General features: G+C 69.2%; 23 protein-coding genes. 16 read left to right on the top strand and 7 right to left on the bottom strand.

Annotation, left to right across the window (positions count from 1 at the left end):
- Positions 1–33: 33 nt before the first annotated feature.
- The 8 genes from aosR (at position 34) to D7D52_RS11145 (ending at position 5,633) form a co-directional block, all read left to right on the top strand.
- On the top strand, positions 34–603 hold the full coding sequence (gene aosR, locus D7D52_RS11180) for an oxidative stress transcriptional regulator AosR (RefSeq protein ID WP_120744005.1): 570 nt from the start codon (positions 34–36) through the stop codon (positions 601–603).
- 138 nt (positions 604–741) lie between these two features.
- Positions 742–1,167, top strand: a complete 426-nt coding sequence (locus D7D52_RS11175; protein ID WP_120736253.1) for a M67 family metallopeptidase — start codon at positions 742–744, stop codon at positions 1,165–1,167.
- Positions 1,168–1,208: 41 nt separating this feature from the next.
- Positions 1,209–1,502, top strand: a complete 294-nt coding sequence (locus tag D7D52_RS11170) for a MoaD/ThiS family protein (RefSeq protein WP_120736252.1) — start codon at positions 1,209–1,211, stop codon at positions 1,500–1,502.
- Positions 1,503–1,504: 2 nt separating this feature from the next.
- A complete protein-coding gene (locus tag D7D52_RS11165) occupies positions 1,505–2,467 on the top strand; it encodes a PLP-dependent cysteine synthase family protein (protein WP_120736251.1) in 963 nt (320 codons plus the stop codon).
- A 96-nt stretch (positions 2,468–2,563) separates the two neighbouring features.
- On the top strand, positions 2,564–3,274 hold the full coding sequence (locus tag D7D52_RS11160; RefSeq protein WP_246023792.1) for a rhomboid family intramembrane serine protease: 711 nt from the start codon (positions 2,564–2,566) through the stop codon (positions 3,272–3,274).
- A 69-nt stretch (positions 3,275–3,343) separates the two neighbouring features.
- On the top strand, positions 3,344–4,108 hold the full coding sequence (locus tag D7D52_RS11155) for a cyclic nucleotide-degrading phosphodiesterase (RefSeq protein WP_120736250.1): 765 nt from the start codon (positions 3,344–3,346) through the stop codon (positions 4,106–4,108).
- Between the two features lie 152 nt (positions 4,109–4,260).
- A complete protein-coding gene (gene rph, locus D7D52_RS11150) occupies positions 4,261–5,031 on the top strand; it encodes a ribonuclease PH (protein WP_120736249.1) in 771 nt (256 codons plus the stop codon).
- On the top strand, positions 5,028–5,633 hold the full coding sequence (locus tag D7D52_RS11145) for a non-canonical purine NTP pyrophosphatase (protein WP_120736248.1): 606 nt from the start codon (positions 5,028–5,030) through the stop codon (positions 5,631–5,633). The genes rph and D7D52_RS11145 overlap by 4 nt, the downstream gene beginning before the upstream one ends.
- A gap of 93 nt (positions 5,634–5,726) precedes the next feature.
- Here D7D52_RS11145 and D7D52_RS11140 read toward each other — a convergent pair whose 3' ends face one another.
- From D7D52_RS11140 to D7D52_RS11130, 3 genes are read right to left on the bottom strand one after another with little or no spacing between them, the layout of a single operon-like run.
- Positions 5,727–6,137, bottom strand: coding sequence for a DUF3817 domain-containing protein (locus tag D7D52_RS11140; protein WP_425464621.1), 411 nt, complete (start codon positions 6,135–6,137; stop codon positions 5,727–5,729).
- The gene (locus D7D52_RS11135; protein WP_120744002.1) at positions 6,134–6,595 is read right to left on the bottom strand and encodes a transcriptional regulator; all 462 of its coding nucleotides are present in this window, start codon (positions 6,593–6,595) and stop codon (positions 6,134–6,136) included. The genes D7D52_RS11140 and D7D52_RS11135 overlap by 4 nt, the downstream gene beginning before the upstream one ends.
- A 52-nt stretch (positions 6,596–6,647) precedes the next feature.
- Positions 6,648–7,523 carry an oxidoreductase gene (locus D7D52_RS11130; RefSeq protein WP_120736247.1) on the bottom strand — a complete coding sequence of 292 codons (876 nt, stop codon included), beginning with the start codon at positions 7,521–7,523 and terminating at the stop codon, positions 6,648–6,650.
- A 176-nt stretch (positions 7,524–7,699) separates the two neighbouring features.
- On the opposite strand from D7D52_RS11130, the gene D7D52_RS11125 reads away from it, so the two are divergent.
- Complete coding sequence (locus D7D52_RS11125; protein ID WP_120736246.1) at positions 7,700–9,739, top strand: MDR family MFS transporter; 2,040 nt, start codon at positions 7,700–7,702, stop codon at positions 9,737–9,739.
- 63 nt (positions 9,740–9,802) lie between these two features.
- Here D7D52_RS11125 and D7D52_RS11120 read toward each other — a convergent pair whose 3' ends face one another.
- Together D7D52_RS11120 and D7D52_RS11115 are read right to left on the bottom strand one after the other, a co-directional pair.
- Entirely contained in the window at positions 9,803–11,002 is a 1,200-nt protein-coding gene (locus tag D7D52_RS11120; protein WP_120736245.1) for an FAD-dependent oxidoreductase, read from the bottom strand.
- A gap of 204 nt (positions 11,003–11,206) precedes the next feature.
- Positions 11,207–11,869: a PadR family transcriptional regulator gene (locus D7D52_RS11115; RefSeq protein ID WP_120736244.1), complete on the bottom strand. Its 663-nt coding sequence runs from the start codon at positions 11,867–11,869 to the stop codon at positions 11,207–11,209.
- Positions 11,870–11,989: 120 nt separating this feature from the next.
- Here D7D52_RS11115 and D7D52_RS11110 point away from each other — a divergent pair, with 120 nt between their 5' ends.
- Positions 11,990–13,504 (top strand): FAD-dependent monooxygenase, encoded by a 1,515-nt coding sequence (locus D7D52_RS11110; protein WP_120736243.1) that lies wholly within the window; start codon positions 11,990–11,992, stop codon positions 13,502–13,504.
- Here the strand turns inward: D7D52_RS11110 and D7D52_RS11105 are convergent.
- Positions 13,501–14,304, bottom strand: coding sequence for a helix-turn-helix transcriptional regulator (locus tag D7D52_RS11105; RefSeq protein ID WP_222932880.1), 804 nt, complete (start codon positions 14,302–14,304; stop codon positions 13,501–13,503). The two genes, D7D52_RS11110 and D7D52_RS11105, sit on opposite strands and share 4 nt — an antisense overlap.
- A 132-nt stretch (positions 14,305–14,436) precedes the next feature.
- Here D7D52_RS11105 and D7D52_RS11100 point away from each other — a divergent pair, with 132 nt between their 5' ends.
- From D7D52_RS11100 to D7D52_RS11090, 3 genes are all read left to right on the top strand, one after another.
- Positions 14,437–15,480, top strand: coding sequence for a zinc-dependent alcohol dehydrogenase family protein (locus D7D52_RS11100; protein ID WP_246023790.1), 1,044 nt, complete (start codon positions 14,437–14,439; stop codon positions 15,478–15,480).
- Between the two features lie 162 nt (positions 15,481–15,642).
- Positions 15,643–16,188, top strand: coding sequence for a hypothetical protein (locus D7D52_RS37705; protein WP_162958087.1), 546 nt, complete (start codon positions 15,643–15,645; stop codon positions 16,186–16,188).
- 32 nt (positions 16,189–16,220) lie between these two features.
- Positions 16,221–16,559: a hypothetical protein gene (locus tag D7D52_RS11090; RefSeq protein WP_120736240.1), complete on the top strand. Its 339-nt coding sequence runs from the start codon at positions 16,221–16,223 to the stop codon at positions 16,557–16,559.
- Here the strand turns inward: D7D52_RS11090 and D7D52_RS11085 are convergent.
- Positions 16,556–17,299: a VIT1/CCC1 transporter family protein gene (locus D7D52_RS11085; protein WP_246023788.1), complete on the bottom strand. Its 744-nt coding sequence runs from the start codon at positions 17,297–17,299 to the stop codon at positions 16,556–16,558. The two genes, D7D52_RS11090 and D7D52_RS11085, sit on opposite strands and share 4 nt — an antisense overlap.
- A gap of 97 nt (positions 17,300–17,396) precedes the next feature.
- Between D7D52_RS11085 and D7D52_RS11080 the strand changes: the two genes are divergently transcribed.
- From D7D52_RS11080 to D7D52_RS11070, 3 genes are all read left to right on the top strand, one after another.
- Entirely contained in the window at positions 17,397–18,494 is a 1,098-nt protein-coding gene (locus D7D52_RS11080) for a calcium:cation antiporter (RefSeq protein ID WP_120736239.1), read from the top strand.
- Positions 18,495–18,845: 351 nt separating this feature from the next.
- Positions 18,846–19,700 (top strand): MlaE family ABC transporter permease, encoded by an 855-nt coding sequence (locus D7D52_RS11075; RefSeq protein WP_120736238.1) that lies wholly within the window; start codon positions 18,846–18,848, stop codon positions 19,698–19,700.
- Positions 19,700–20,563 (top strand): ABC transporter permease, encoded by an 864-nt coding sequence (locus tag D7D52_RS11070; RefSeq protein ID WP_120736237.1) that lies wholly within the window; start codon positions 19,700–19,702, stop codon positions 20,561–20,563. Before D7D52_RS11075 ends, D7D52_RS11070 begins: the two co-directional genes overlap by 1 nt.

The following is a 20,563-nucleotide window of genomic DNA, read 5'->3' as shown; positions in this document are numbered from 1 at the left end:
GTGACGACCGAACCGGACGACTACGGTTACCCCGTGCGGAAGTGGAGCAGAAAGAACTCCCTGGGCGGGTTGAAACTGCGTTCGGAAATGGACGCCCACGAGGCGGACATTCTGCGTTCGCTGGTGGGCGCGGTCACCGGATTGCTCACCGATCGGGCCAATTCGGCCCCCGAGGACGATCTGGCCGCCCTCACCGGGCTACAGCTGGGCAACAGCAATCCGCCCGACGATCCGCGCCTGGCCCGGCTGCTGCCGGACTTTCACCGTCCCGAACCCGGATCCCCCGACGCCGAGCGCGCCGACCTCAACAGCGCGCTGCGCAGCCTGCACGAGCCGGAGATCATCGAGACCAAGGTGGCCGCGGGCCAGGTGGTGCTGGACACCGTGCCGCCGCAGGGCGGCAAGATCGTCATCGGCCCCGAACAGGCCGACGCCTGGCTGACCGCGCTCAACGATGTGCGGCTGGCCCTGGGCACGGCCCTGGACATCACCGCCGACACGCCCGAGTACTTCCCGGAGGACGATCCGCGCGGCCCGAGCCTGGAGGTCTACCACTGGCTCACCTGGATGCAGGACTCGCTGATTCAGGCCCTCGCGCCCTGACGCCGGCCGCCGGGTGGGGTGTGACCGGTTCCACCGGGAATAGCCGCATATTCTCACGGTGTTGACGACAGCGTTTCGGCCGCGCGGCCGGGGGCATTTGCTGCATGGACCCTACATGCGGAGCGGAAGGATGCGACTGTGCTGGTGATCAGGGCCGACCTGGTGGAGGCGATGGTCGCGCACGCGCGCGCCGACCACCCCGACGAGGCCTGCGGCGTCATCGCCGGTCCCGAGGGCTCCGACCGTCCCGAACGTTTCATTCCCATGATCAACGCGGCCCGTTCGCCCACCTTCTACGAGTTCGACTCGACCGAGCAGTTGCGGCTGTGGCGGGAGATGGACGCCGCCGACGAGGAGCCGGTGGTCATCTACCACTCGCACACCGCGACCGAGGCGTACCCGAGCCGCACCGACATCTCCTTCGCCTCCGAACCCAACGCCCACTACGTGCTGATCTCCACCCGTGACCCGCGCGAGCACGAACTGCGCAGCTACCGGATCCACGACGGGGTGGTCACCGAGGAGCCCGTCGCGATCGTCGCCACCGAATCCGCCGACGCCTGAACGACTTTCAGTCCAACCCCGCACACAAGGAGTCCCCAGTCATGCCGGTCACCGTGTCCATTCCGACCATCATGCGCCCGATCACCAAGGGCGAGAAGCGCGTTGCGGCCGAGGGCGCGACCCTGGCCGCCGTCATCGCCGACCTGGAGGCCAATTACCCGGGCCTGGAGGCGAAGCTGCTGTCCGACGGCAAGCTCAACCGCTACGTCAATATCTACATCGACGACGAGGACGTGCGTTTCACCGGCGGTCTCGAGGCCGAGGTGACCGACGGCGGCACGGTGACGATCCTCCCGGCGGTCGCCGGTGGTTCGCGCGCAGTGGAAATCAACTGAGCGTGGCGCGCTACGAGTCGCTGATCGCGACCCTGGGCGACACCCCGCTGGTCGGGTTGCGGAAGCTGTCGCCCCGGTGGGACGGTGACGATCATGTGCGGCTGTGGGCCAAGCTCGAGGACCGCAACCCGACCGGTTCCGTCAAGGACCGTCCGGCGCTGCGCATGATCGAGCAGGCCGAGGCCGAGGGCCGGATCCGGCCGGGCGACACCATCATCGAGCCGACCAGCGGCAATACCGGCATCTCGCTGGCCATGGCGGCCAAGCTCAAGGGTTACCGGCTGATCTGCGTCATGCCCGAGAACACCTCGGTGGAGCGCCGTCAGCTGCTGACCATGTTCGGCGCGGAGATCATCGATTCCCCGGCGGCGGGCGGTTCCAACCAGGCGGTGGCGCTGGCCAAACAGATCGCGGCCGAGCATCCGGACTGGGTGATGCTCTACCAGTACGGCAATCCGGCCAACGCCCTGGCGCACTACGAGGGCACCGGCCCGGAGATCCTGGCCGACCTGCCCGAGATCACCCACTTCGTCGCGGGTCTGGGCACCACCGGGACCCTGATGGGCACCGGCCGGTTTCTGCGCGAGAAGGTTCCCGGCATCGACATCGTCGCCGCCGAACCCCGCTACGGCGAGCTGGTCTACGGCCTGCGCAACCTCGACGAGGGCTTCGTCCCCGAGCTCTACGACGAATCCGTGCTCACCTCCCGGTTCTCCGTGGGCCCGTACGACGCCGTGAAGCGCACCCGCGAATTGGTCGCCGAGGAGGGCATTTTCGCGGGCATCTCCACCGGCGCGATCCTGCACGCCGCCCTCGGCGTCGCCCGCAAGGCCGAGCAGGCCGGGCGGCGTGCCGACATCGCCTTCGTCGTCGCCGACGGCGGCTGGAAATACCTGTCCACCGGCGCCTACGACGGCACCCTGGAAGAGGCCGAGGAACGCCTCGACGGCCAGCTCTGGGCCTGAGCCCCGCCTGCGCCGACCCCGCGCCCGCCGCGATGTCGCGGCGGGCGCGTCGCATGGCGGCGACGGTAGGCTCGGAGCAGGGCTAGGAGGTTTGGCATGAGCGACGGCGGGATGGGAGCGTCGTTCGATCCGGATCGGATCGCGCGGCTGCGGGGGCGGTTAGCGAAACCGGCGGCGGGCGGCGTCGCCGCGAACAGCAATGCTGCTCGGAAGTTGCTGTGGCAGCGGGCCATTGTGTTGACCTTGGGGTTCACGGCGTTGCTGTATGTGATCGAGGCGATCAATTTCGCCACCGACAACGAGCTCGACAATGCCGGGGTGAAGCCGCGCAGCGAGACCGGGCTGCTGGGCATCGTGTTCGCGCCTGTGCTGCATGCCAATTGGGGGCATCTGTTCGGAAACACCCTGCCGGTCATCGTGCTCGGCCTGCTCACGCTGCTGACCGGGATCGGGCGCGGCCTGATCGCGACGGCCATCGTCTGGGTGATCGCCGGGGCCGGGCAGTGGCTGACCGCGCCGCCGCACAGCGTCTCGGTCGGGGCGTCGGTGCTGGTGTTCGGCTGGCTCACCTATCTGCTGTGCTGGGGCTGGTTCTCGCGGAATGTGGTGCAGATCGCGGTCGGGCTGGCGGTGCTGGTCCTCTACGGCTCGATTCTGTGGGGCGTCCTGCCCGGCAACCCGCAAATCTCTTGGCAAGGGCATCTTTTCGGGGCGATAGGTGGAGTGGTTGCCGGATGGGTACTCTCCTCACATGTACGTCGTCATCGTCGCGGGTCTGACGCCGGCCGTCTCGCGTCGCAGGGGTGACGCGGAGCCCGGTCGGCGATTTGGGGGATCCCTCCTTTGAGTGAGAATGCAGCGTGGCAGCATGGGGGAATGCGCCTCACCGTGATCGGGTGCTCGGGCAGCGTGTCCGGCCCGGATTCCCCGGCGTCGGGTTACCTGTTGACCGGCCCGGATATGACACCGACAGTCATCGATTTCGGTCCCGGGGTGCTGGGTGCGCTGCAACGCCACCTGGATCCGGGTGAGGTCGACATCTTCCTGACCCACCTGCACGCCGATCACTGCCTGGATTTGCCGGGCCTGCTGGTGTGGCGGCGGTATCACCCGAATCCGCCGACGGGCAAGGCCGTCGTCTACGGCCCGACCGATACCTCGCTGCGCATCGGCAACGCCTCCGCGGAGATCGGCGGCGAGACCGACGACTGGTCCGATGTCATCGACATGCGGGTGTGGCAGACCGAGACTCCCATCTCGTTCGGCCCCGGCCACACCATCGAGGCGCGGCGCATGTACCACCCGCCGGAGTCCTACGGCCTGCGCATCACCACCGCCGCCGGCCGCACCCTGGTCTACACCGGCGACACCGCCCTGTGCGACGAGGTCTTCGAGTTGGCCAGCGGCGCAGACGTTCTGCTGTCGGAAGCCTCCTGGACCCACGATCCGGCCAACCGCCCGCCCGGCATCCACCTGTCCGGCCACGAGGCGGGCCTGATCGCCGCGCGTGCCGGCGTCGGCGAACTGCTGCTCACCCACATTCCGCCGTGGACCTCCCGCGAGGATGTCATCGCCGAAGCCAAAGCCGTGTTCAGCGGCCCGGTCCACGCGGTGTCGCCTGGCGAGGTTTTCGATATATAAGGCGACAACTGATTTCGTGACGGTCGGGGTAACTCCCCGGGTACGCCCACAATTGGTTGGGCACCCAATCGGCAGCACGGGTGCAGTTCGGTCAACGGCACCCCAGCCGTCCGCTAAAGGCCCGGGGAGGCGGGGGAGCTACGCTGGGGGCCGTGTCGAAACGAGCCGATGGCAGGGCGGATGACGAACTCCGCGACGTGAAGATCACCCGGGGATTCACCAGTCACCCCGCGGGTTCGGTGCTGGTGGAGTTCGGTGGGACGCGGGTGATGTGCACCGCGAGCGTCACCGACGGGGTGCCGCCGTGGCGGCGCGACTCCGGATTGGGCTGGCTGACGGCCGAATACGCCATGCTGCCCGCCGCCACCCACACCCGTTCGGGCCGAGAGTCGGTGAAGGGCAAGGTCGGTGGCCGCACTCAGGAGATCTCGCGGCTGATCGGCCGCTCGCTGCGCGCCTGCATCGACCTGGCCGCCCTCGGCGAGAACACCATCGCCCTGGACTGTGATGTGCTGCAGGCCGACGGCGGCACCCGCACCGCCGCCATCACCGGCGCGTACGTGGCGCTCTCGGATGCCATCACCTACCTGGGCGCGGCCGGGAAACTGTCCGACCCGCAACCGATCTCCTGCGCCATCGCCGCGGTGAGCGTCGGCGTGGTCGACGGCCGGGTGCGCCTGGACCTGCCGTACGAGGAAGATTCGCGCGCCGAGGTCGATATGAACGTCGTCGCCACCGATACCGGCACCCTGGTCGAGATCCAGGGCACCGGTGAGGGCGCGACGTTCCCGCGCTCCACCCTCGACAAGCTGCTCGATTCCGCGCTCGCGGGCTGTGAGCAGTTGTTCGTGGTGCAGAAGGAGGCGCTCGCCCTGCCGTACCCGGGCGTGCTGCCCGAGCCGGAGGAGTCCCGGAAGCGATGACCCGGGTCCTGGTCGCCAGCCGAAATGCCAAGAAGCTCAACGAGTTGCGCCGCATCCTCGCCGAGGCGGGCGTCGCGGGCATCGAGATCGTCGGCCTGAACGACGTCCCGGAGTACCCCGAGGCGCCCGAGACCGCGCCGACCTTCGAGGGCAATGCCCTCGCCAAGGCCCGCGACGGTTTCGCCGCCACCGGGTTGCCCTGCGTCGCAGACGATTCCGGTCTCGAGGTGGATGCCCTCAACGGCATGCCCGGGGTGCTGTCGGCCCGCTGGTCGGGCACCCACGGCAATGACGAGGCCAACAACGCCCTGCTGCTGGCTCAGCTCGGCGACGTCCCCGACGACCGCCGCGGTGGCCGTTTCGTCTCCGCCTGCGCCCTGGTGGCCGACGGTGTGGAGGAGGTCGTGCGCGGCGAATGGCCCGGCACCATCGGCCGAAAGCCGGTGGGCGACAACGGGTTCGGCTACGATCCGCTGTTCTTCCCGGAGGGCGACGACCGCTCCTCCGCTCAGCTCACCCCGGCCGAGAAGGACGCCGCCTCCCACCGTGGCCGCGCCTTGAAGCAGCTCCTGCCGGCCCTGGCCGCGCTGGCCGGTCACTGAATCCGCCACCGCCGCGCCTGAAACGAACCGAGCCCGAAACGAACCGCGCCCCGCCGATTCCTCGGCGGGGCGCGGTTTTTCGTTCGGGGACCGTCAGAGGCCGAAAGTCTGCTTCACGTCACGGGTGCGGTAGTGCTCGAAGAAGAAGGACGCGAACGGCACCGTGCCGGCCAGGCAGGTCAGGGCGGTGGTCGCGGGCTTCCAGCGCGCCTTGATGCCGAGGTCGATGGTGAAGACCAGGTAGATCATGTAGAAGATGCCGTGCACCTGGCCGATGTAGAACAGCCAGTGCGGGGCGGTGTGGCTGTCGTCGAGGAGCAGGTATTTGTAGACCATCTCGCCGCACAGCACCAGCAGCCAGACGCCGGTGATGTAGGCGAGCGCGCGGTAGCGGGTCAGCGCGCCGCGGATCTTCTCGGGCGCGGCGGCACCGAGCGGGCGGGGAGCCAGCGTGGTGGTCTCACCGGCGACGGGGGTTTCTGCGGAGTTGTCGCGGGTGCTCAACCGGCGCTCCTCTCGGTGTGGTGCAGCCCGGCGTCACGGACCTTGGCGTCCATGTCCTGGGCATGCAGTTCGGCCAGGTACCTGTTGTATTCGGCGAGCTCGGGATCGTCGTCCCGGGCCGCCGCGGGTCGCTCCGGCAGGATGCCCGCCGGAATCTCGCGTGGCGCCGCCGCTTTCGGCCGGCGCGGCCGGTCGGTGGCGACGGCGGCGGTGGACTCGTCGCTCTCGGAGCCGGGAGTCGCTTCTTCGACGGCTTCCTTCTCCAGACGCACGAAGCGGACGTAGGCCCACACCACGAATCCGGCGAACAGCGGCCACTGCAGCGCGTAGCCGAGATTCTGATAGGTGCCGCCACCGGATTCGAACCGGGTCCACTGCCAATAGCCCAGTCCCAGGCACGCCAGGAAGGCCACGACCACGAACACGATCAGGGCCGGACGGCGATGGGGAGCGGACACGACCTCCACGGTACCTGCCTACTACGGGCCGCGTAGTAGGCAGGTGCGCAGATCAGAACTTGTATGTGACGCCGGTCAAACGCTCGGACTCGTCCCAGAGCCGGCGCAGCAGTTCGGGGTCGTTGGAGATTTTGCTGGAGGGCGACGCCTCGACGGGGCCCTGGCTACCGAACCAGCGGGTCGGACCCCAATAGATGTTCGGATCGGCATCCGGCTCGGTCGCCGCGAACAGCGAGGAGTAGGCGGCGTGGAACGGGGACTGGCCGACGATCCGGATGAACGGCTTCGAGATCTTGTCCAGGGGGGTTTCGGTGCGCGCGAACAGATCGGTCGCCGAGACGCCGGGATGCACCGCGTAGGAGCGCTTGGCCGAGCCGGCGGCCGCCAGCCGATGCTGCAGTTCCCGGGCGAACATCAGGTTCGACAGCTTGGCCTGCGCGTAGGCGAGATTGCGCTGGTAGCGCCGGTTCTCGTAGTTGAGGTCGTCGATCCACAGCTTGGGGGTCTGCTTGTGGGCGATCGAGGCCAGCGTGACCACCCGGTCGCGGACCTTGTCCAGCAGCAGCCCGGTCAGTGCGAAATGGCCGAGATGGTTGACGCCCCACTGGGTTTCGAACCCGTCCTTGGTTCGCGAGAACGGAATGTTCATCAGGCCCGCGTTATTGATCAGCACATCGAAGTCGCCCTGCGTCTCGGCGAACTGCCGCACCGAGGTGAGATCGGCCAGGTCCAGCGTCGCCACCCGCACGTCGCCGTCGATGCGGTCGGCCACCTCCTGCGCCTTGGCGGCATTGCGGCAGGCCATGACGACGGTCGCGCCCTTGCCCGCGAGCACCTTGGTGGTCTGTTCACCGAGTCCGCCATTGGCGCCGGTGATCACGAAGGTGCGTCCGGTCTGGTCGGTGATTTCGCTGGGCTTCCAAGCCATGGCAGTTGACCTCACATTCGAGTCGTTTGTTCGACCTTACTTCAGGGTAAGTTCTGGCGATAGCCCGGAACCGTCCGAGGGTCCCGGGGGCCGTCCTGCGCGGGCAGCCGGCCCGAAACCGCTGGTTAGCCGTGTCGTTGCCAACCCGGGCCGGCCGAGCGCCACATACTGGGCCGATGACCGGCGCCAGCGCAACCGCCCAGCAGCCCGCTCCGCCGCCGCCCCTGAGCAAGGCGCGCAGAAACGTCGTCTTCGGAACCGTCGCCCTGGGCATGCTCATGGCCGCCCTCGATTCCACCATCGTCTCCACCGCGCTGCCGACCATCGTCGCGGATCTCGGCGGCGCCGGGCACATGGCCTGGGTGGTCACCGCGTATCTGGTGGCCGAGGCCATCGCGACCGCGTTGTCGGGCAAGTTCGGCGATCTGTTCGGCCGCAAACTGGTGTTCCAGGTCAGCGGGGCCGTCTTCATCGTCGGCTCGATGGTCGCGGGGCTCGCGCACGGCATGACCCTGCTGATCTTCGCCCGGGCCATTCAGGGGCTGGGCGCGGGCGGGCTGATGGTCACCTCCATGGCGCTCATCGCCGATGTCATCCCGCTGCGCGAACGCGGCAAGTACCAGGGCGCGCTGGGCGCGGTCTTCGGCATCACCACGGTGATCGGGCCGACGCTGGGCGGACTGTTCACCGACCATCTGAGCTGGCGCTGGTGCTTCTACGTCAATGTCCCGCTGGCGATCGTCATGATCTTGCTGGCGGCCCGGACCATTCCCATGACCCGCTCGGCCGTCAAACCCGTTCTCGACTATCTGGGCATCGCCTTGGTCGCCGTCGGCGTCACCTGCCTGATTCTCGGATTGGAATGGGGCGGACAGGAATACGCGTGGGGCTCGTCGATGATCCTGGGCCTGTTCGCGGCCGCGGTGGTGGCGCTGGCGAGTTTCGTGTTCGCCGAATTGCGGGCCCGCGAACCCATGCTGCCCATGCACCTGTTTCGCAGCAATGTGTTCACTGTGTGCTCGATCCTGAGCTTCATCGTCGGCTTCGCGCTGCTGGGCGCGATGACCTACCTGCCCGCGTATCTGCAATACGTGGAGGGTGTTTCGGCGACCGCGTCGGGCGTGCGCACGCTGCCACTGGTGGTCGGGTTGTTCATCACCTCCATCCTGTCGGGCAATATCGTCGGAAAGACGGGGCAGTACAAGGTTTTTCCGATTCTGGGCTGCGCGGTCATGGCGGTGGGCCTGTACCTCATGTCGACCATGGGACCGGGCACCGGCTTCTGGGTCATGTCGCTGTACATGCTGATCCTGGGTCTGGGCGTCGGTCTGGCCATGCAGGTGCTGACCATCGCCGTGCAGAACAGCGTCCCGTATTCGGATCTGGGGACCGCGACCTCGGGCGTCACCTTCTTCCGGACCATCGGCAGCGCGTTCGGCACCACCGTGTTCGGCACCCTCTACTCGAACCATCTGCGGCCGGATCTGGAAGCGGCGCTGATCGAATCGCGGGTGCCGCCGCAGGTGGCGCAGAACCCGGCGGCGCTGCGCGAGCTGCCCGGACCGCAGGCCGCCCCGATCGTGCAGGCGTACGCGGACTCCATCGATTTCGTGTTCCGCTGGGTGGTGCCGGTGGCCGTGCTGGGTTTCGCGGTGGCGTTCTTGCTGAAGCAGGTGAAGCTGCGCGACAGCGCCCGGGCCGAGGCCACCGACGTGGGGGAGCAGTTCTCCATGCCGGATTCCCCCGACCGGCTGGTGCAATTGGAGCGGGCCGTGGCGCGGGTGCTGCGCAAACTGCGCGACAACGCGGTTCCGGATCCGGGCATCCTCGCGGCGGCGGGCAGTTCGCTGGGCCGCGACGAGGCGTGGGCGCTGGGACAGGTGCGCATGTACAACCGGCTGCGCGGCACCGCCAATCTGCGAGATATCGCCCGAACCCATTGGATCCCAGCGGAATTGATCGGTCCGGTGTACGACAAGGCCGAACGCGACGGGCTGCTGCGACGCGCCGGTGACGAACTCGCCCTCACCGACAAGGGCGTCCAGGAGGTCGACCGGGTGCGTGCGGCGTGGAAGCGCTGGGTGGAAACCCAGCTCACCGACTGGGATTGCGCCGGCCCCGAGGATCGCGCGCTGCTCGATCAGGCCATCGACAATATCGCCGGCAAGCTGCTCGACGAGGCCGACCGCCCCGACGCCCTGCCGGTCGGCCGCTGAGCGCGACGACGCTCCGTCGCGAGCGGGTCGCGACGGAGCGTTGTGCCGCAGGGTGTTTCGTGCTCAGGCGGGGACCGGCTCCGGCCGGACCGTGGCCTCCCAGTCGATCCGGAAGCGCTGCTCGCCGCCGAGCAGCTTCTCCGGATCCATCCGCTTGAACATCAGCGGCATCATCCACTGCATGGCCTTGCGCGCGATCGGCCCGGCCGCCTTGGTCTGGTTCATCCGGGCGACGCGGGCCGCGACGCCTTCCACCCGCGGCCGCCGCAGCGCCTCGTAGGTGGCGAAAGCCCGTGCCGGATCGTCGATGTCGCGCAGGCAGCGGGCCAGCTCGACGGCGCTCTCGATGGCCAGCGACGCGCCCTGCCCCGAGGTGTTGCTGGGCGCGTGAATGGCATCGCCGGTCAATACCATCCGGCCCCGATACCAGTGCGGGACCGACGGCATGATGTGCAGCGCGCCGACCACGGACAACTGCGCGGGCGTGGTGGCGCGGGCCAGCCGCTCGCCCGGATCCTCCCCGGCGTAGACGTCGCGCAGGGTGCGCAGCCACTGTTCGGCCGGTACGGCGCGAGCCTCGGTCAGCGAGAAGTACTGCTGCGAGGGCAGATTCGCGCCCCAGGACACGCGGCCGTCGGGCATGGGCCAGTACAGGTAGTAGGCCCGCTTGCCGAAGGCGAAGGTCATGGTCTCCGGCTCCAGGTCGAGAGCGCAGTCGGTGTACGCGCCGAAGCTGAGCATGCGCAGGTACGTCGGCCCGGGGGCCTGTGGATCGACGAGGGTGCGCACGGTGGAGCGGATGCCGTCCGCGCCGATGAGCACATCCGCGGTGGCATCGCTGCCGTCGGCGAACAGGGCGGTCACCCCGCCCGCGTGCTCCTCGACGTCGACGAGCCGCTTGTCGTATTCGAAGCGCACGCCCGCGGCCACGGCGCTGTCGTGCAGCGCCTGGTGCAGGTCGGCGCGGTCGATCACCCGCAGCGGCTCGATATCGCGCAATCCGGGCAGGTCGAATCGCTTGCCGTTCACCGACATCGACGAGCGGCTGACCGGGACGGCCAGGGCGCGCACCGGGTCGGCGGCGCCGACGATCTCGAGCGCGGCCACCCCATTGGGTGCGAGGGCCAGGTTGGCGCCGATGCCGTAGGCGGGACCCGGGTAGGCCTCGAAGACGGTGGCGTCGATGCCGGCGCGGCGCAGGGCGGCGGCGGTCACCGGACCGGAGATGCCACCGCCGATGACGAGGGCGGAACGAATGGACATGGTTGTTCTCCTCAGGAGTATTCGCGGTTTGCCGAATAACCCCGAACCAGCGCGCGTATGGAGAACCCAGTTATCCTGTGGTTGCCAAACTCGGTGCCGGGTTCGCCTGCACGGACGCGGTTCGAGACGGTGTGTTGCCGGGCTTCGGCGGCGGTGTTGCAGCACCCTCGCCGGGGCCCGGTCCGTAGGGATCGACGGTGTCGATCAGTCGGACTGCGGAGGTGGTTCGGTCGCCCCCCTTTCGGCCAGTTCGATGAGTTCCGGGGGCATGGCGCCGTCGCGGTGCCAGGCCCGCCAGCCCTCCACATCCGGAAAGCTGCCGTCGGCCAGCGAATCCCGCAGGGCGCGCGCCCAATCGGCCTCGGCGCTCAGCATGGTCAGCGCGTAGTCCTCTTCGATCAAGAACAGGCGCGGCACCGTACCCTCCAGCGCCGACAATTGGGCGCGGGTTTCGGCAATGGTCCGGTCCAGCTTGGTGATTCGCTGGGTGAGCAGGTCGACGACGTCCTCGGGCGGCAGCACCGACAGCACCGACAGCCCGGCCAGGAAGCGGCTCTTCTCGGGTTCCGGTTCGGCGATGAGTTCCCGTGTCCAGTCGGTGAGTTCGGCGCGCCCGGCCTCGGTGATCCGATAGATGGTGCGCTCCGGCCGCGCGCCATCGCGCTCGCTGCCGGTGATCTCGAGGAAGCCGTGCTTGGTCAGATTGTCGACGACCGTGTAGAGCGATCCCCATTTGATGCCCATATCGGTGTCCTTGCCCCATGCCCGCAAACGCGCGGCGATCTCGTAGCGGTGCATGGGCTGCACGATGACGGCGGAGAGCACCGCCAGACCCATCAGATTGGCGACCTTGCGCTTGCGAGCCATTCGGCACCTCCTTACTCGTCTACGAATATACGTGGGCGAGTATTCGGCCACAAGCACTGCGGCGAAGGCGCGAAACCACCGTCGTTGACGGTTTTCTGTCCGGCCCCCACACTCGGAGGGGTGGCGGACACCGAGATCGAGGTGCTGATCGTCGGGGGCGGGCCGGTCGGATTGACCGCCCGCGCGCTGCTGGACCGCTGGGGCGTGCCGAGCCTGCTGGTGGAGCGTCATCGCGAGCTCTCGCCGTTTCCCCGGTCGCGGCTGGTCAATGTGCGGTCGATGGAGATCTTCCGTGCGCTGGGACTGGCCGACACGGTCCGCGCGCGGGCCTTCGGGCCGGAATTCGGGCGGGTGCGTTTCCGGGAGACGCTGGGCGACAGCGACTTCGGCAGCGAGACGTTGGTCGGCGTGCACGCGCCGATTCCGGAGAGCCCCGAGACCGGTGTGGTGACCTCGCAGGATCGGCTGGAGCCGACGCTGCTGGCCGCCGCCGCGACACCCATCCGGTTCGGGGTCGAACTCGTTGGCCTGGAGGAGGATACCGACGGGGTGGCGGTCACGCTGGCCGATCGCGCGGACGGCACCCGCACCCGCGTTCGGGCCCGGTACGTGCTGGCCGCCGACGGCGCGAACTCCACCGTGCGCGGTCTGCTGGGCATCGGCACGACCGGGCCGGGGGCCATCGGGGAGGTGACCACGGTGGTCTTCGACGCCGATCTTCGGCACTGGTGTGCCCAGCAGCCCGGCGGGCTCTACTTCACCGCGTTCGGGTCCTTCGCACCGCTGTATCCCGAGGGCGGGTGGGCTTGGTTCGGTCCCGCCCCGGCCGAGCGCGACGTCGATTGGTCCGCACTCGTCGCGCACGCGCTGGGGCCCGGTATCGATGCCGAGGTCGAGGTCGCCCGCATCCAGCACTGGACCATGAACGCCTTTGTGGCCGAACGCTTTCGCGCGGGCCGGATCTTCCTGGCGGGCGACGCCGCGCATGCCGTGCCGATCCTCGGCGGACTGGGCATGAACGCGGGCGTGGGCGACGTCCACAACCTGTGCTGGAAGCTGGCGGGCGTGCTGCGAGGCTGGGCCGAGCCGTCGCTGCTGGAAACCTATGAGCCGGAACGGCTGCCCGCCGCGCACCGCACGCTGCGGCAGGCGGTGGCCAACGCCGGCCGGGTGCGCCATGCCCAGGCCGCGCGCCGCGCACAGCGGGAGTCCGGCGACGTCGCCGCCGGCGAGGTCGAATTGCCCTGGACCGAAAGATATTTCGACCAGATCGGGTTGGTGCTCGGGGTCGGCTACGAGTCCGACGCCATCACGCCCGACGGCAGCCCGTCCCCACCCGACAGCGATAGCGCGTACCTCCCGCGGGCACGGCCGGGCAGCCGGATGCCGCACGTCTGGCTCGCGCCCGGCCGCTCCAGCCTGGACGCCATCGGAGAGTGGTTCACGGTCCTCACCGCCGACCCCGCGGGCTGGGAAAAGCGCATCAGCACAGGGCTTCCGCTGCGTATCGAGCGCTTGCCCGACGGGCACGCGGACGCCTTCGGCATCGGCGCCGACGGCGCGCTGCTGGTGCGGCCCGACGGGCACGTCGGCGCGCGCTGGCCGGACGCCCCGGACGGCCCGGTGCCGCTCTAACCGGCCGCGAACCGGTCGCGCAGATACTCCGAGGTGGCCTGATCCGCGGGCAGGAACGCCTCGAGGTGCAGCTCCGACAGGGTGATGTCGGTGGCGGTCGCGAAGGAGGTGACGGTGGTGATGAGCCGCAGCTCGCCGGCCGCCGACCGGAGCCGCAGCGGCACCGCGAAGCCCAGGTGCCCCGGACCCGGATCCACCGGCGGCAGATAGCCTTCCAGCTCGGCGATCAACTCGTCGAGGGCGGGATCGGGGCTGCGGCTCGCGCGATTGCGCAGGCTGTCGGTGACGTGCCGGCCCCACTCCGGCATATTGAGCACCCGCCGTCCCAGCCCCTCGGGGTGCAGTGCCAGGCGCAGCACATTGATCGGCGGCTCCAGCAGTCGCGGCGCACAGTCCTCGGTGAGCAGTCCGAAGCCGGCATTGGCGGCCACCAGCACCCCGAAGGGCCGGGTCACCACCGCCGGGTACGGCAGATGGCCCCGCAGGATGGTGTCCAGCGCATGCCGCACCGCCTCGAGTTCCGGTGCGTGCAAGGAGGATTCGGGGAATATCGGGGCGTAGCCGGCGGCCAGCAGCAGGCCGTTGCGTTCGCGCAGGGACAGGTCGAGCACCTCGGCCAGCCGGACCACCATGGTCCGTCCCGGGTGCGAGCGGCCCTGTTCCAGGAAGCTCAGGTAGCGCTGACTGGTCTCGGCGGCGATGGCCAGGTCCAGCTGGCTCAGTCGCCGCCGGGTCCGCCAGCCGCGCAGCTGCCGGGAGAACTCGGTGCTCGCCGCCGAAGGGCCCGATCGGACAGCCATGCTCGTCATATCTCCAGTCTGCGGGCCGGGCGCGCGCGCCGCGATTCCCCGCGGGGAATGACGCACGGTGCGCGCCCGATCATTCCCCGCGGGGAATCGCGTTCGCCGCCCGGGTTTCGCAGACTCGTCGCCATGAGCCGAGAAACCGACCCGAACATGAATCCCGTTGCCTACCACATGGAGCCGCTGCGCGGCCTGGACGGCCTGAGCCTCCGAACCCAGAAGGCGCCGCGGCCCGGACCGCATCAGGTGCTGGTGCGCGTGCGGGCCGCCTCGCTCAACCGCCGCGACATCATGCTGATGGAGGGGACCTACCCGGTCGCCGCCCGGCCCGGGGTGGTGCCGCTGTCGGACGGCATCGGTGAGGTCGTCGCGGTGGGGGCGGGCGTGACCCGGGCCGCGCTCGGGGACCGGGTGATGGGGACCTATTTCGTGGACTGGGTCGACGGCCCGCAGACGCAGCGGTCCTCCAGCGAGCAGTACGGTGCGAACCACGACGGCTGGCTGGCCACCTACATTGTGCTGGAGGAGAATTCGGTCACCCACGTGCCGGCGCACCTCACCGACGCGGAGGCCGCGGCCCTGCTGTGCGCGGGTCTGGTCGCCTGGGCGGGCCTGACCAAGCCGGCGCCGATCCGCGCGGGGGACACGGTGCTGACCGTCGGCACCGGACCGGTGGGGTTGTTCGCGGTGCAGTACGCGAAACTGCTGGGCGCACGGGTACTTTCGATCACGTCCTCCGCCGAGAAGGCGGAGCGGCTGCGCAAGCTCGGCGCGGACGAGGTGGTGGACCGCACCGAGACGCCCGACTGGGACGACGCCGTCCTCGAGCACACCGGCGGTGCGGGGGTGCAACGGGTCGTCGAGGCGGTCGGCAGGCCGACGCTGTCCAAATCCCTTGCCGCCACGGCCTACAACGGCATGGTGTCGCTGATCGGCGCGTTCCCCGCCGGGACGGCCGCGCCGGCGGGTGATCCGCTCGGGGGCAAGTACGTGGGCCTGCAACGTCTCGCCGTGGGCAGCCGGACGGATCTCGAGGCCATGAACCGCGCCATCGCCGCGCACGGCATGCGACCGGTGATCGACCGCGCCTACCGGTTCGAGGAGGCCCGCGAGGCGTACCGCTACTTCGCCGAGGACGATCCGTTCGGCAAGGTGGTGCTGACCCTGCCCTGAACCGATTTGTCAGCTACCGAATGGCAATCGGTGCAAATAGATACCCACCTGGAACTATTTCCTTACCGTGTAGCCGTTTCGGCCGGTTGGCAAATCTGTGTACCTTGAAGAAGGTGCATTTCGGATCAGCGGGCAGGTTCTTCGACGCGAGGGAGTTCCCGGGTGACGGTGGGTGCGGTACGCGAAAAACCCGACGCGGTGCGGGCCCAGCCCGACCCGTCCGGGTCCGGGACGCCGGGCCTGTCGGCCCCGGCGGAGATGTCGCCGAAAGTGCTCGCCGGACTTGTCATTCTGTCGGTGGGAGTGGTCTTCGCGCTGATCAGCGGTCCGCTGCGAGCCGGTCTGGTGCAGCCCGCCGGTAGCGGCGACGAGACCCGGGCGCCCGCGTCGAGCACCACCCATCCGGTCGATGCCAAGCCGCCCGCTCCGGCTCCCGCTCCCGCGCCGCCCGCCGCGCCGGTACAGCAACCCGCGCCCGCGCCCGCCCCGGCGCCCGCGCCGGCCCCGGCCCCGGTCCCGCCGCAGACCCAGCAGTACGTGCCGCCGCCCGCGCAGGCCGAGGTGGCGCCGGAACCGGCCCCGGCTCCCGCGCCGCCCCCGGAACCCGCCCCGGCTCCCGCGCCGCCGCCCGCACCACTGCCCGACATCCTGGCCCCGATTCTCCCGTTCCTGGTCCCCCCGCCCCCACCGCCGCCACCCGCACCCTGACGGAGTGCCCCGGAAACCGAAGGAGGACAGCCATGCTCGGCACCGGCGACCACGGGCACGACGACGGCGACCTCGATCCGCGACGCTTGGCCGCGGTGCTCCTGGTCGCGGCGGCGCTGGCGGCGGGCGTCGGCGCGGGCATGTGGATCACCACGGCGGAACGCCCGGTCGCCGAGACGTCGGTCGTGAATGTGCCACGGCCGCGCCACGATCGGGTCACCCCGCCGCCGGCCGGGGCGACGGCTCCGTCGGCGCGGACGGGGCCCGGGCAGTCGCCGTCCGAGCCGCTCGGGGAGCAGCCGGTCGCGCCGGCGCCGCCGCATCCGGTGGACGTGCCGGTCCTGGAGGATCCGGGCCCGGTCGCCGGCTAGAGTCCGGAAATGCCTGCGAGCTGGCCGATTCCGTAGGTGACGGCCATGGCCAGCGCACCGCCGATCACGACTCGCGCCACCGCCCGGCGCGGACTGCTGCCGCCGAGGCGAGAACTCACCGAGCCGGTCACGGCCAGCGCCACCAGCACCGCGGCGAAGCAGACCGGGATGCGCCACTGGATCGGGGGCAGCAGGATGGCCAGGAGCGGCAGGACCGCGCCCAGGGTGAACGAGATCGCCGAGGACAGGGCCGCGTGCCAGGGGTTGGTGAGATCGTGTGGGTTCAAACCCAATTCGGCCTCGGCGTGGGCGGCGAAGGCGTCGTGCGCGGTGAGTTCCGCGGCCACCTGGCGGGCGGTCTCGGCCGAGAGGCCCTTGTCCCGGTAGATCTGAGTGAGCTCGGCCAGTTCGAATTCCGGTTCCTCGGCCAGTTCACGGCGTTCCTTGGACAGCAGGGCGCGTTCGGTATCGCGCTGGGTGCTGACCGAGACGTATTCGCCGACCGCCATGGAGATGGCGCCGGCGGCCAGGCCCGCGATGCCCGCGGTGAGGATGGCGTTGGTGTCGGTGGAGGCGGCGGCCACGCCGACCACCAGGCCCGCGGTGGAGACGATGCCGTCGTTCGCGCCGAGCACGCCCGCGCGCAGCCAGTTGAGCTTGGACGCGAGGCTCTCGTCGTGCGGCTCGTGCGGGTGCGGCAGGGCCGCGCCGGTGATGTCCGCTCCGGGTGTGTCGTCCACGTGGGCAGCCTAATTCACCGGCGGGCACTCATGCGGGACCACGATCGCGGGAGGCATGGCTCCCATTTGCGTGGTATGCGGACGGTTTGCTGCAACGATGGGAATCATGATGCGCTTTGCCAGCCGGTACTGGTCGGTCATCCTTCCGCTGCTGGGCGCCGTGGTCCTGGCGGTCTCCTGGGGCCGCGGTTTGAACCCGGGCGTGGCGATCCTGGTCGCGGTGTTCCTGATCGGGGCGACGCTGTCGGCGGTGCATCACGCGGAGACGGTGGCGCATCGGGTGGGCGAGCCGTTCGGGTCGCTGATCCTGGCGGTGGCGGTGACCATCATCGAGGTCGGACTGATCGTGACGCTCATGGTGTCGAGCGGGGAGAAGGCCGCGTCGCTGGCCCGCGATACCGTCTTCGCCGCCGTAATGATCACGTGCAATGGCATTTTCGGCCTGTCACTGCTGGTGGGAGCGCTGAAGCGGCGCGTGGCCGTCTTCAATGCGGAGGGCACCGGCGCGGCGCTGGCCACCGTCGCCACGCTCGCGACGCTGAGTCTGGTGCTGCCGACCTTCACCACCAGCGAACCCGGGCCGGTCTTCTCGGCCTCGCAGTTGATCTTCGCCGCGGTGGCCTCGCTGGTGCTCTACGGCGTCTTCGTCATGGTGCAGACGGTCCGGCATCCCGATGACTTCCTGCCCGTCGAAGGCTCGGCGAACCCGTCCGCCGAGGAGCATGAGGAGCCGCCGACCCGCAATCAGGCGCTGCTGAGTTTGGGTTTGCTGCTGGTTGCCTTGATCGGGGTGGTCGGTTTGGCGAAGGTGGTTTCGCCCAATATCGAATCCGGTATCGCCGCAGCGGGTCTGCCGCAGTCGGCGGTCGGTGTGGTGATCGCGCTGCTGGTGCTGCTGCCGGAGACCATCGCGGCCGTGCGCGCCGCGCGCCGGGATCGGGTGCAGATCTCGCTGAATCTGGCGCTGGGTTCGGCCATGGCCAGCATCGGCCTCACCATTCCGGCCATCGCGCTGGCCTCGATCTGGATCGAGGGCCCGCTCATGCTCGGGCTGGGCGCGACCCAGATGGTGCTGCTGGCCCTGACCGTGGTGGTCGGCGCGCTCACCGTGGTGCCGGGCCGGGCCACGCTGCTGCAGGGCGGCGTGCATCTGGTGTTGTTCTCCGCCTTCGTGTTCCTGGCGGTCAGCCCTTAGATCCGGGAGTAGCTGCGAGATCACTCGATTCCGCGCCGGGTATGGCAGGAGCCTCCGAAACCGCGTCGCGCGTGGTTCGCCTCGCCAGCTCTGGACGCGATAGCGATAGCCGATCGGTCTGATAACACGTTATAGAAGTGCAGGTCAAACGGCGGTTAAGGACGTTGACCGGTCCAGACGTCCGGTGTACCAGACGGTAACTTAGAGGCTCCGATCACACTTCTCATCGATTTGTTGTAACTCGTCGTAACCATTAGCTTTGATGGCAGGCAGTGTTGCCGATCACGGAGAAGAAAATTTGAAGCTCGTCACCCCGCGTCGGTTGCGGCGTCCTGATGAAGTAGTGGCCCCATGACCCGCGCGGTCCGGAATCGGCCCGCGGTCCAGAGCCGATCCGCCGCGCGCATCGTGCGCGACAACTTCTCGGGCACCACGATCGCCTCGCTGCGCACCTTCGGCCGCGCGGTGGGCATCGCCGAGGAGGCGGTGCTGGGCACCTTCACCGATATCGCGCGCCGGCGGTTCCAGTGGAAAGAGACCATTCTGCAGGCGTGGCGGCTCATCACCGTCACCGCGATCCCGGCCGTGCTCATCGCGATTCCCTTCGGCGTCATCGTTTCCGTGCAGGTCGGCAACCTGATCCACACCCTCGGCGCGGATTCGCTGCTGGGCGCGACCGGCGGCCTGGGCGTCATCAAACAGGGCGCGCCGCTGGCCACCGGCTTCCTGCTGGGCGGTGCGGGCGCGGCGGCGCTGGCCGCCGATTTGGGCGCGCGCACCATTCGCGAGGAGATCGACGCGCTGAACACCATGGGCATCAGCCCGATTCACCGCCTGGTGATCCCGCGCCTGGTGGCCATGGTCTGCGTGGCGCCGCTGCTGAACGTGCTCATCATCTTCGTGGGCGTGCTCGCCGGGTACGGCGTGGCCATCGGCGGGCAGGGCGTCACGCCGGGTTCCTACTGGTCCACCTTCGGGTCCTTCACCACGACCGCCGATGTGTGGGTGTCGCTGCTGAAGGCCGTGATCTTCGGCTTCCTCGTGGTGATCATCGCCTGCCAGCGCGGGCTCGAGGCGAAGGGCGGCCCGCGGGGTGTCGCCGACGCCGTGAACGCCGCGGTGGTGCTGTCGGTGGTGTCGATCGTGACGGTGAATCTGGTCGCCACCCAGATCACCGATATGTTCCTGCCGACGAGGCTGGCCTGATGTCGGCTACCTACGTGCCCAAGGGGCTGGGCTGGGCCGCGCGCGTCTATCGCCGCCGGGGCCTGATTCTGCGCCGGGTCGAGGGCCTGGGTTTCATCCTGGCCTTCGTCTGGCAGGTGCTGTCGTCGATTCCGTTGACGCTGAAGCGCTATCGGGACGAGACCATGCGCGCCATCTCCGATATGACGTGGGGCCGCGGTTCGGTCATCGTGGGCGGCGGCACCGTCCCGATGATGATCGTGCTGGGCCTGGTCATGGGCGCGTCGGTGGCGGTGGAGTCGTTCACGACACTCGACATGCTGGGCATGGGCCCGGTGTCGGGTCTGGTGTCGGCCTACGCGACCACCCGGGAACTGGCCCCGATCGTCGCGGCCATCGGCTTCGCCGCGCAGGCGGGCTGCCGCATGACCGCCGAGATCGGATCGATGCGCATCTCGGAGGAGATCGACGCCATCGAATCCCTCGGTCTGCGTTCGGTTCCCTTCGTGGTGACCACCCGCGTGCTGGCGGGCGCCGTCGCGATCGTCCCGACCTTCCTCATCGCGCTGATCCTGTCCTACGCCTCCTGCCGCGGCCTGATCACGCTGGTGCACGGGGCGTCGGCGGGCGTCTACGACCACTATTTCTTCCAGTTCGTCTCCGGCTTCGACGTGATCGCGGCGGTCGTGAAGGTGGCCATCTTCGCGGTGGTCGTCATCCTGATCCACTGCTACTACGGCTTTTTCGCCACCGGCGGCCCCGAGGGCGTGGGCATCGCCTCGGGCAAGGCGGTGCGGGCCAGCTCGGTGGCGATCATCGCCATGGACATGGTGCTGTCGCTGTCGCTGTGGGGCTTCAACTCGGCCATTACGTTCACGGGGTAG

Source organism: Nocardia yunnanensis, from assembly GCF_003626895.1.
Lineage (GTDB): Bacteria > Actinomycetota > Actinomycetes > Mycobacteriales > Mycobacteriaceae > Nocardia > Nocardia yunnanensis.
Note: the sequence above shows the minus strand (reverse complement) of the source record. Positions and strands in the feature narration are given on the sequence as shown.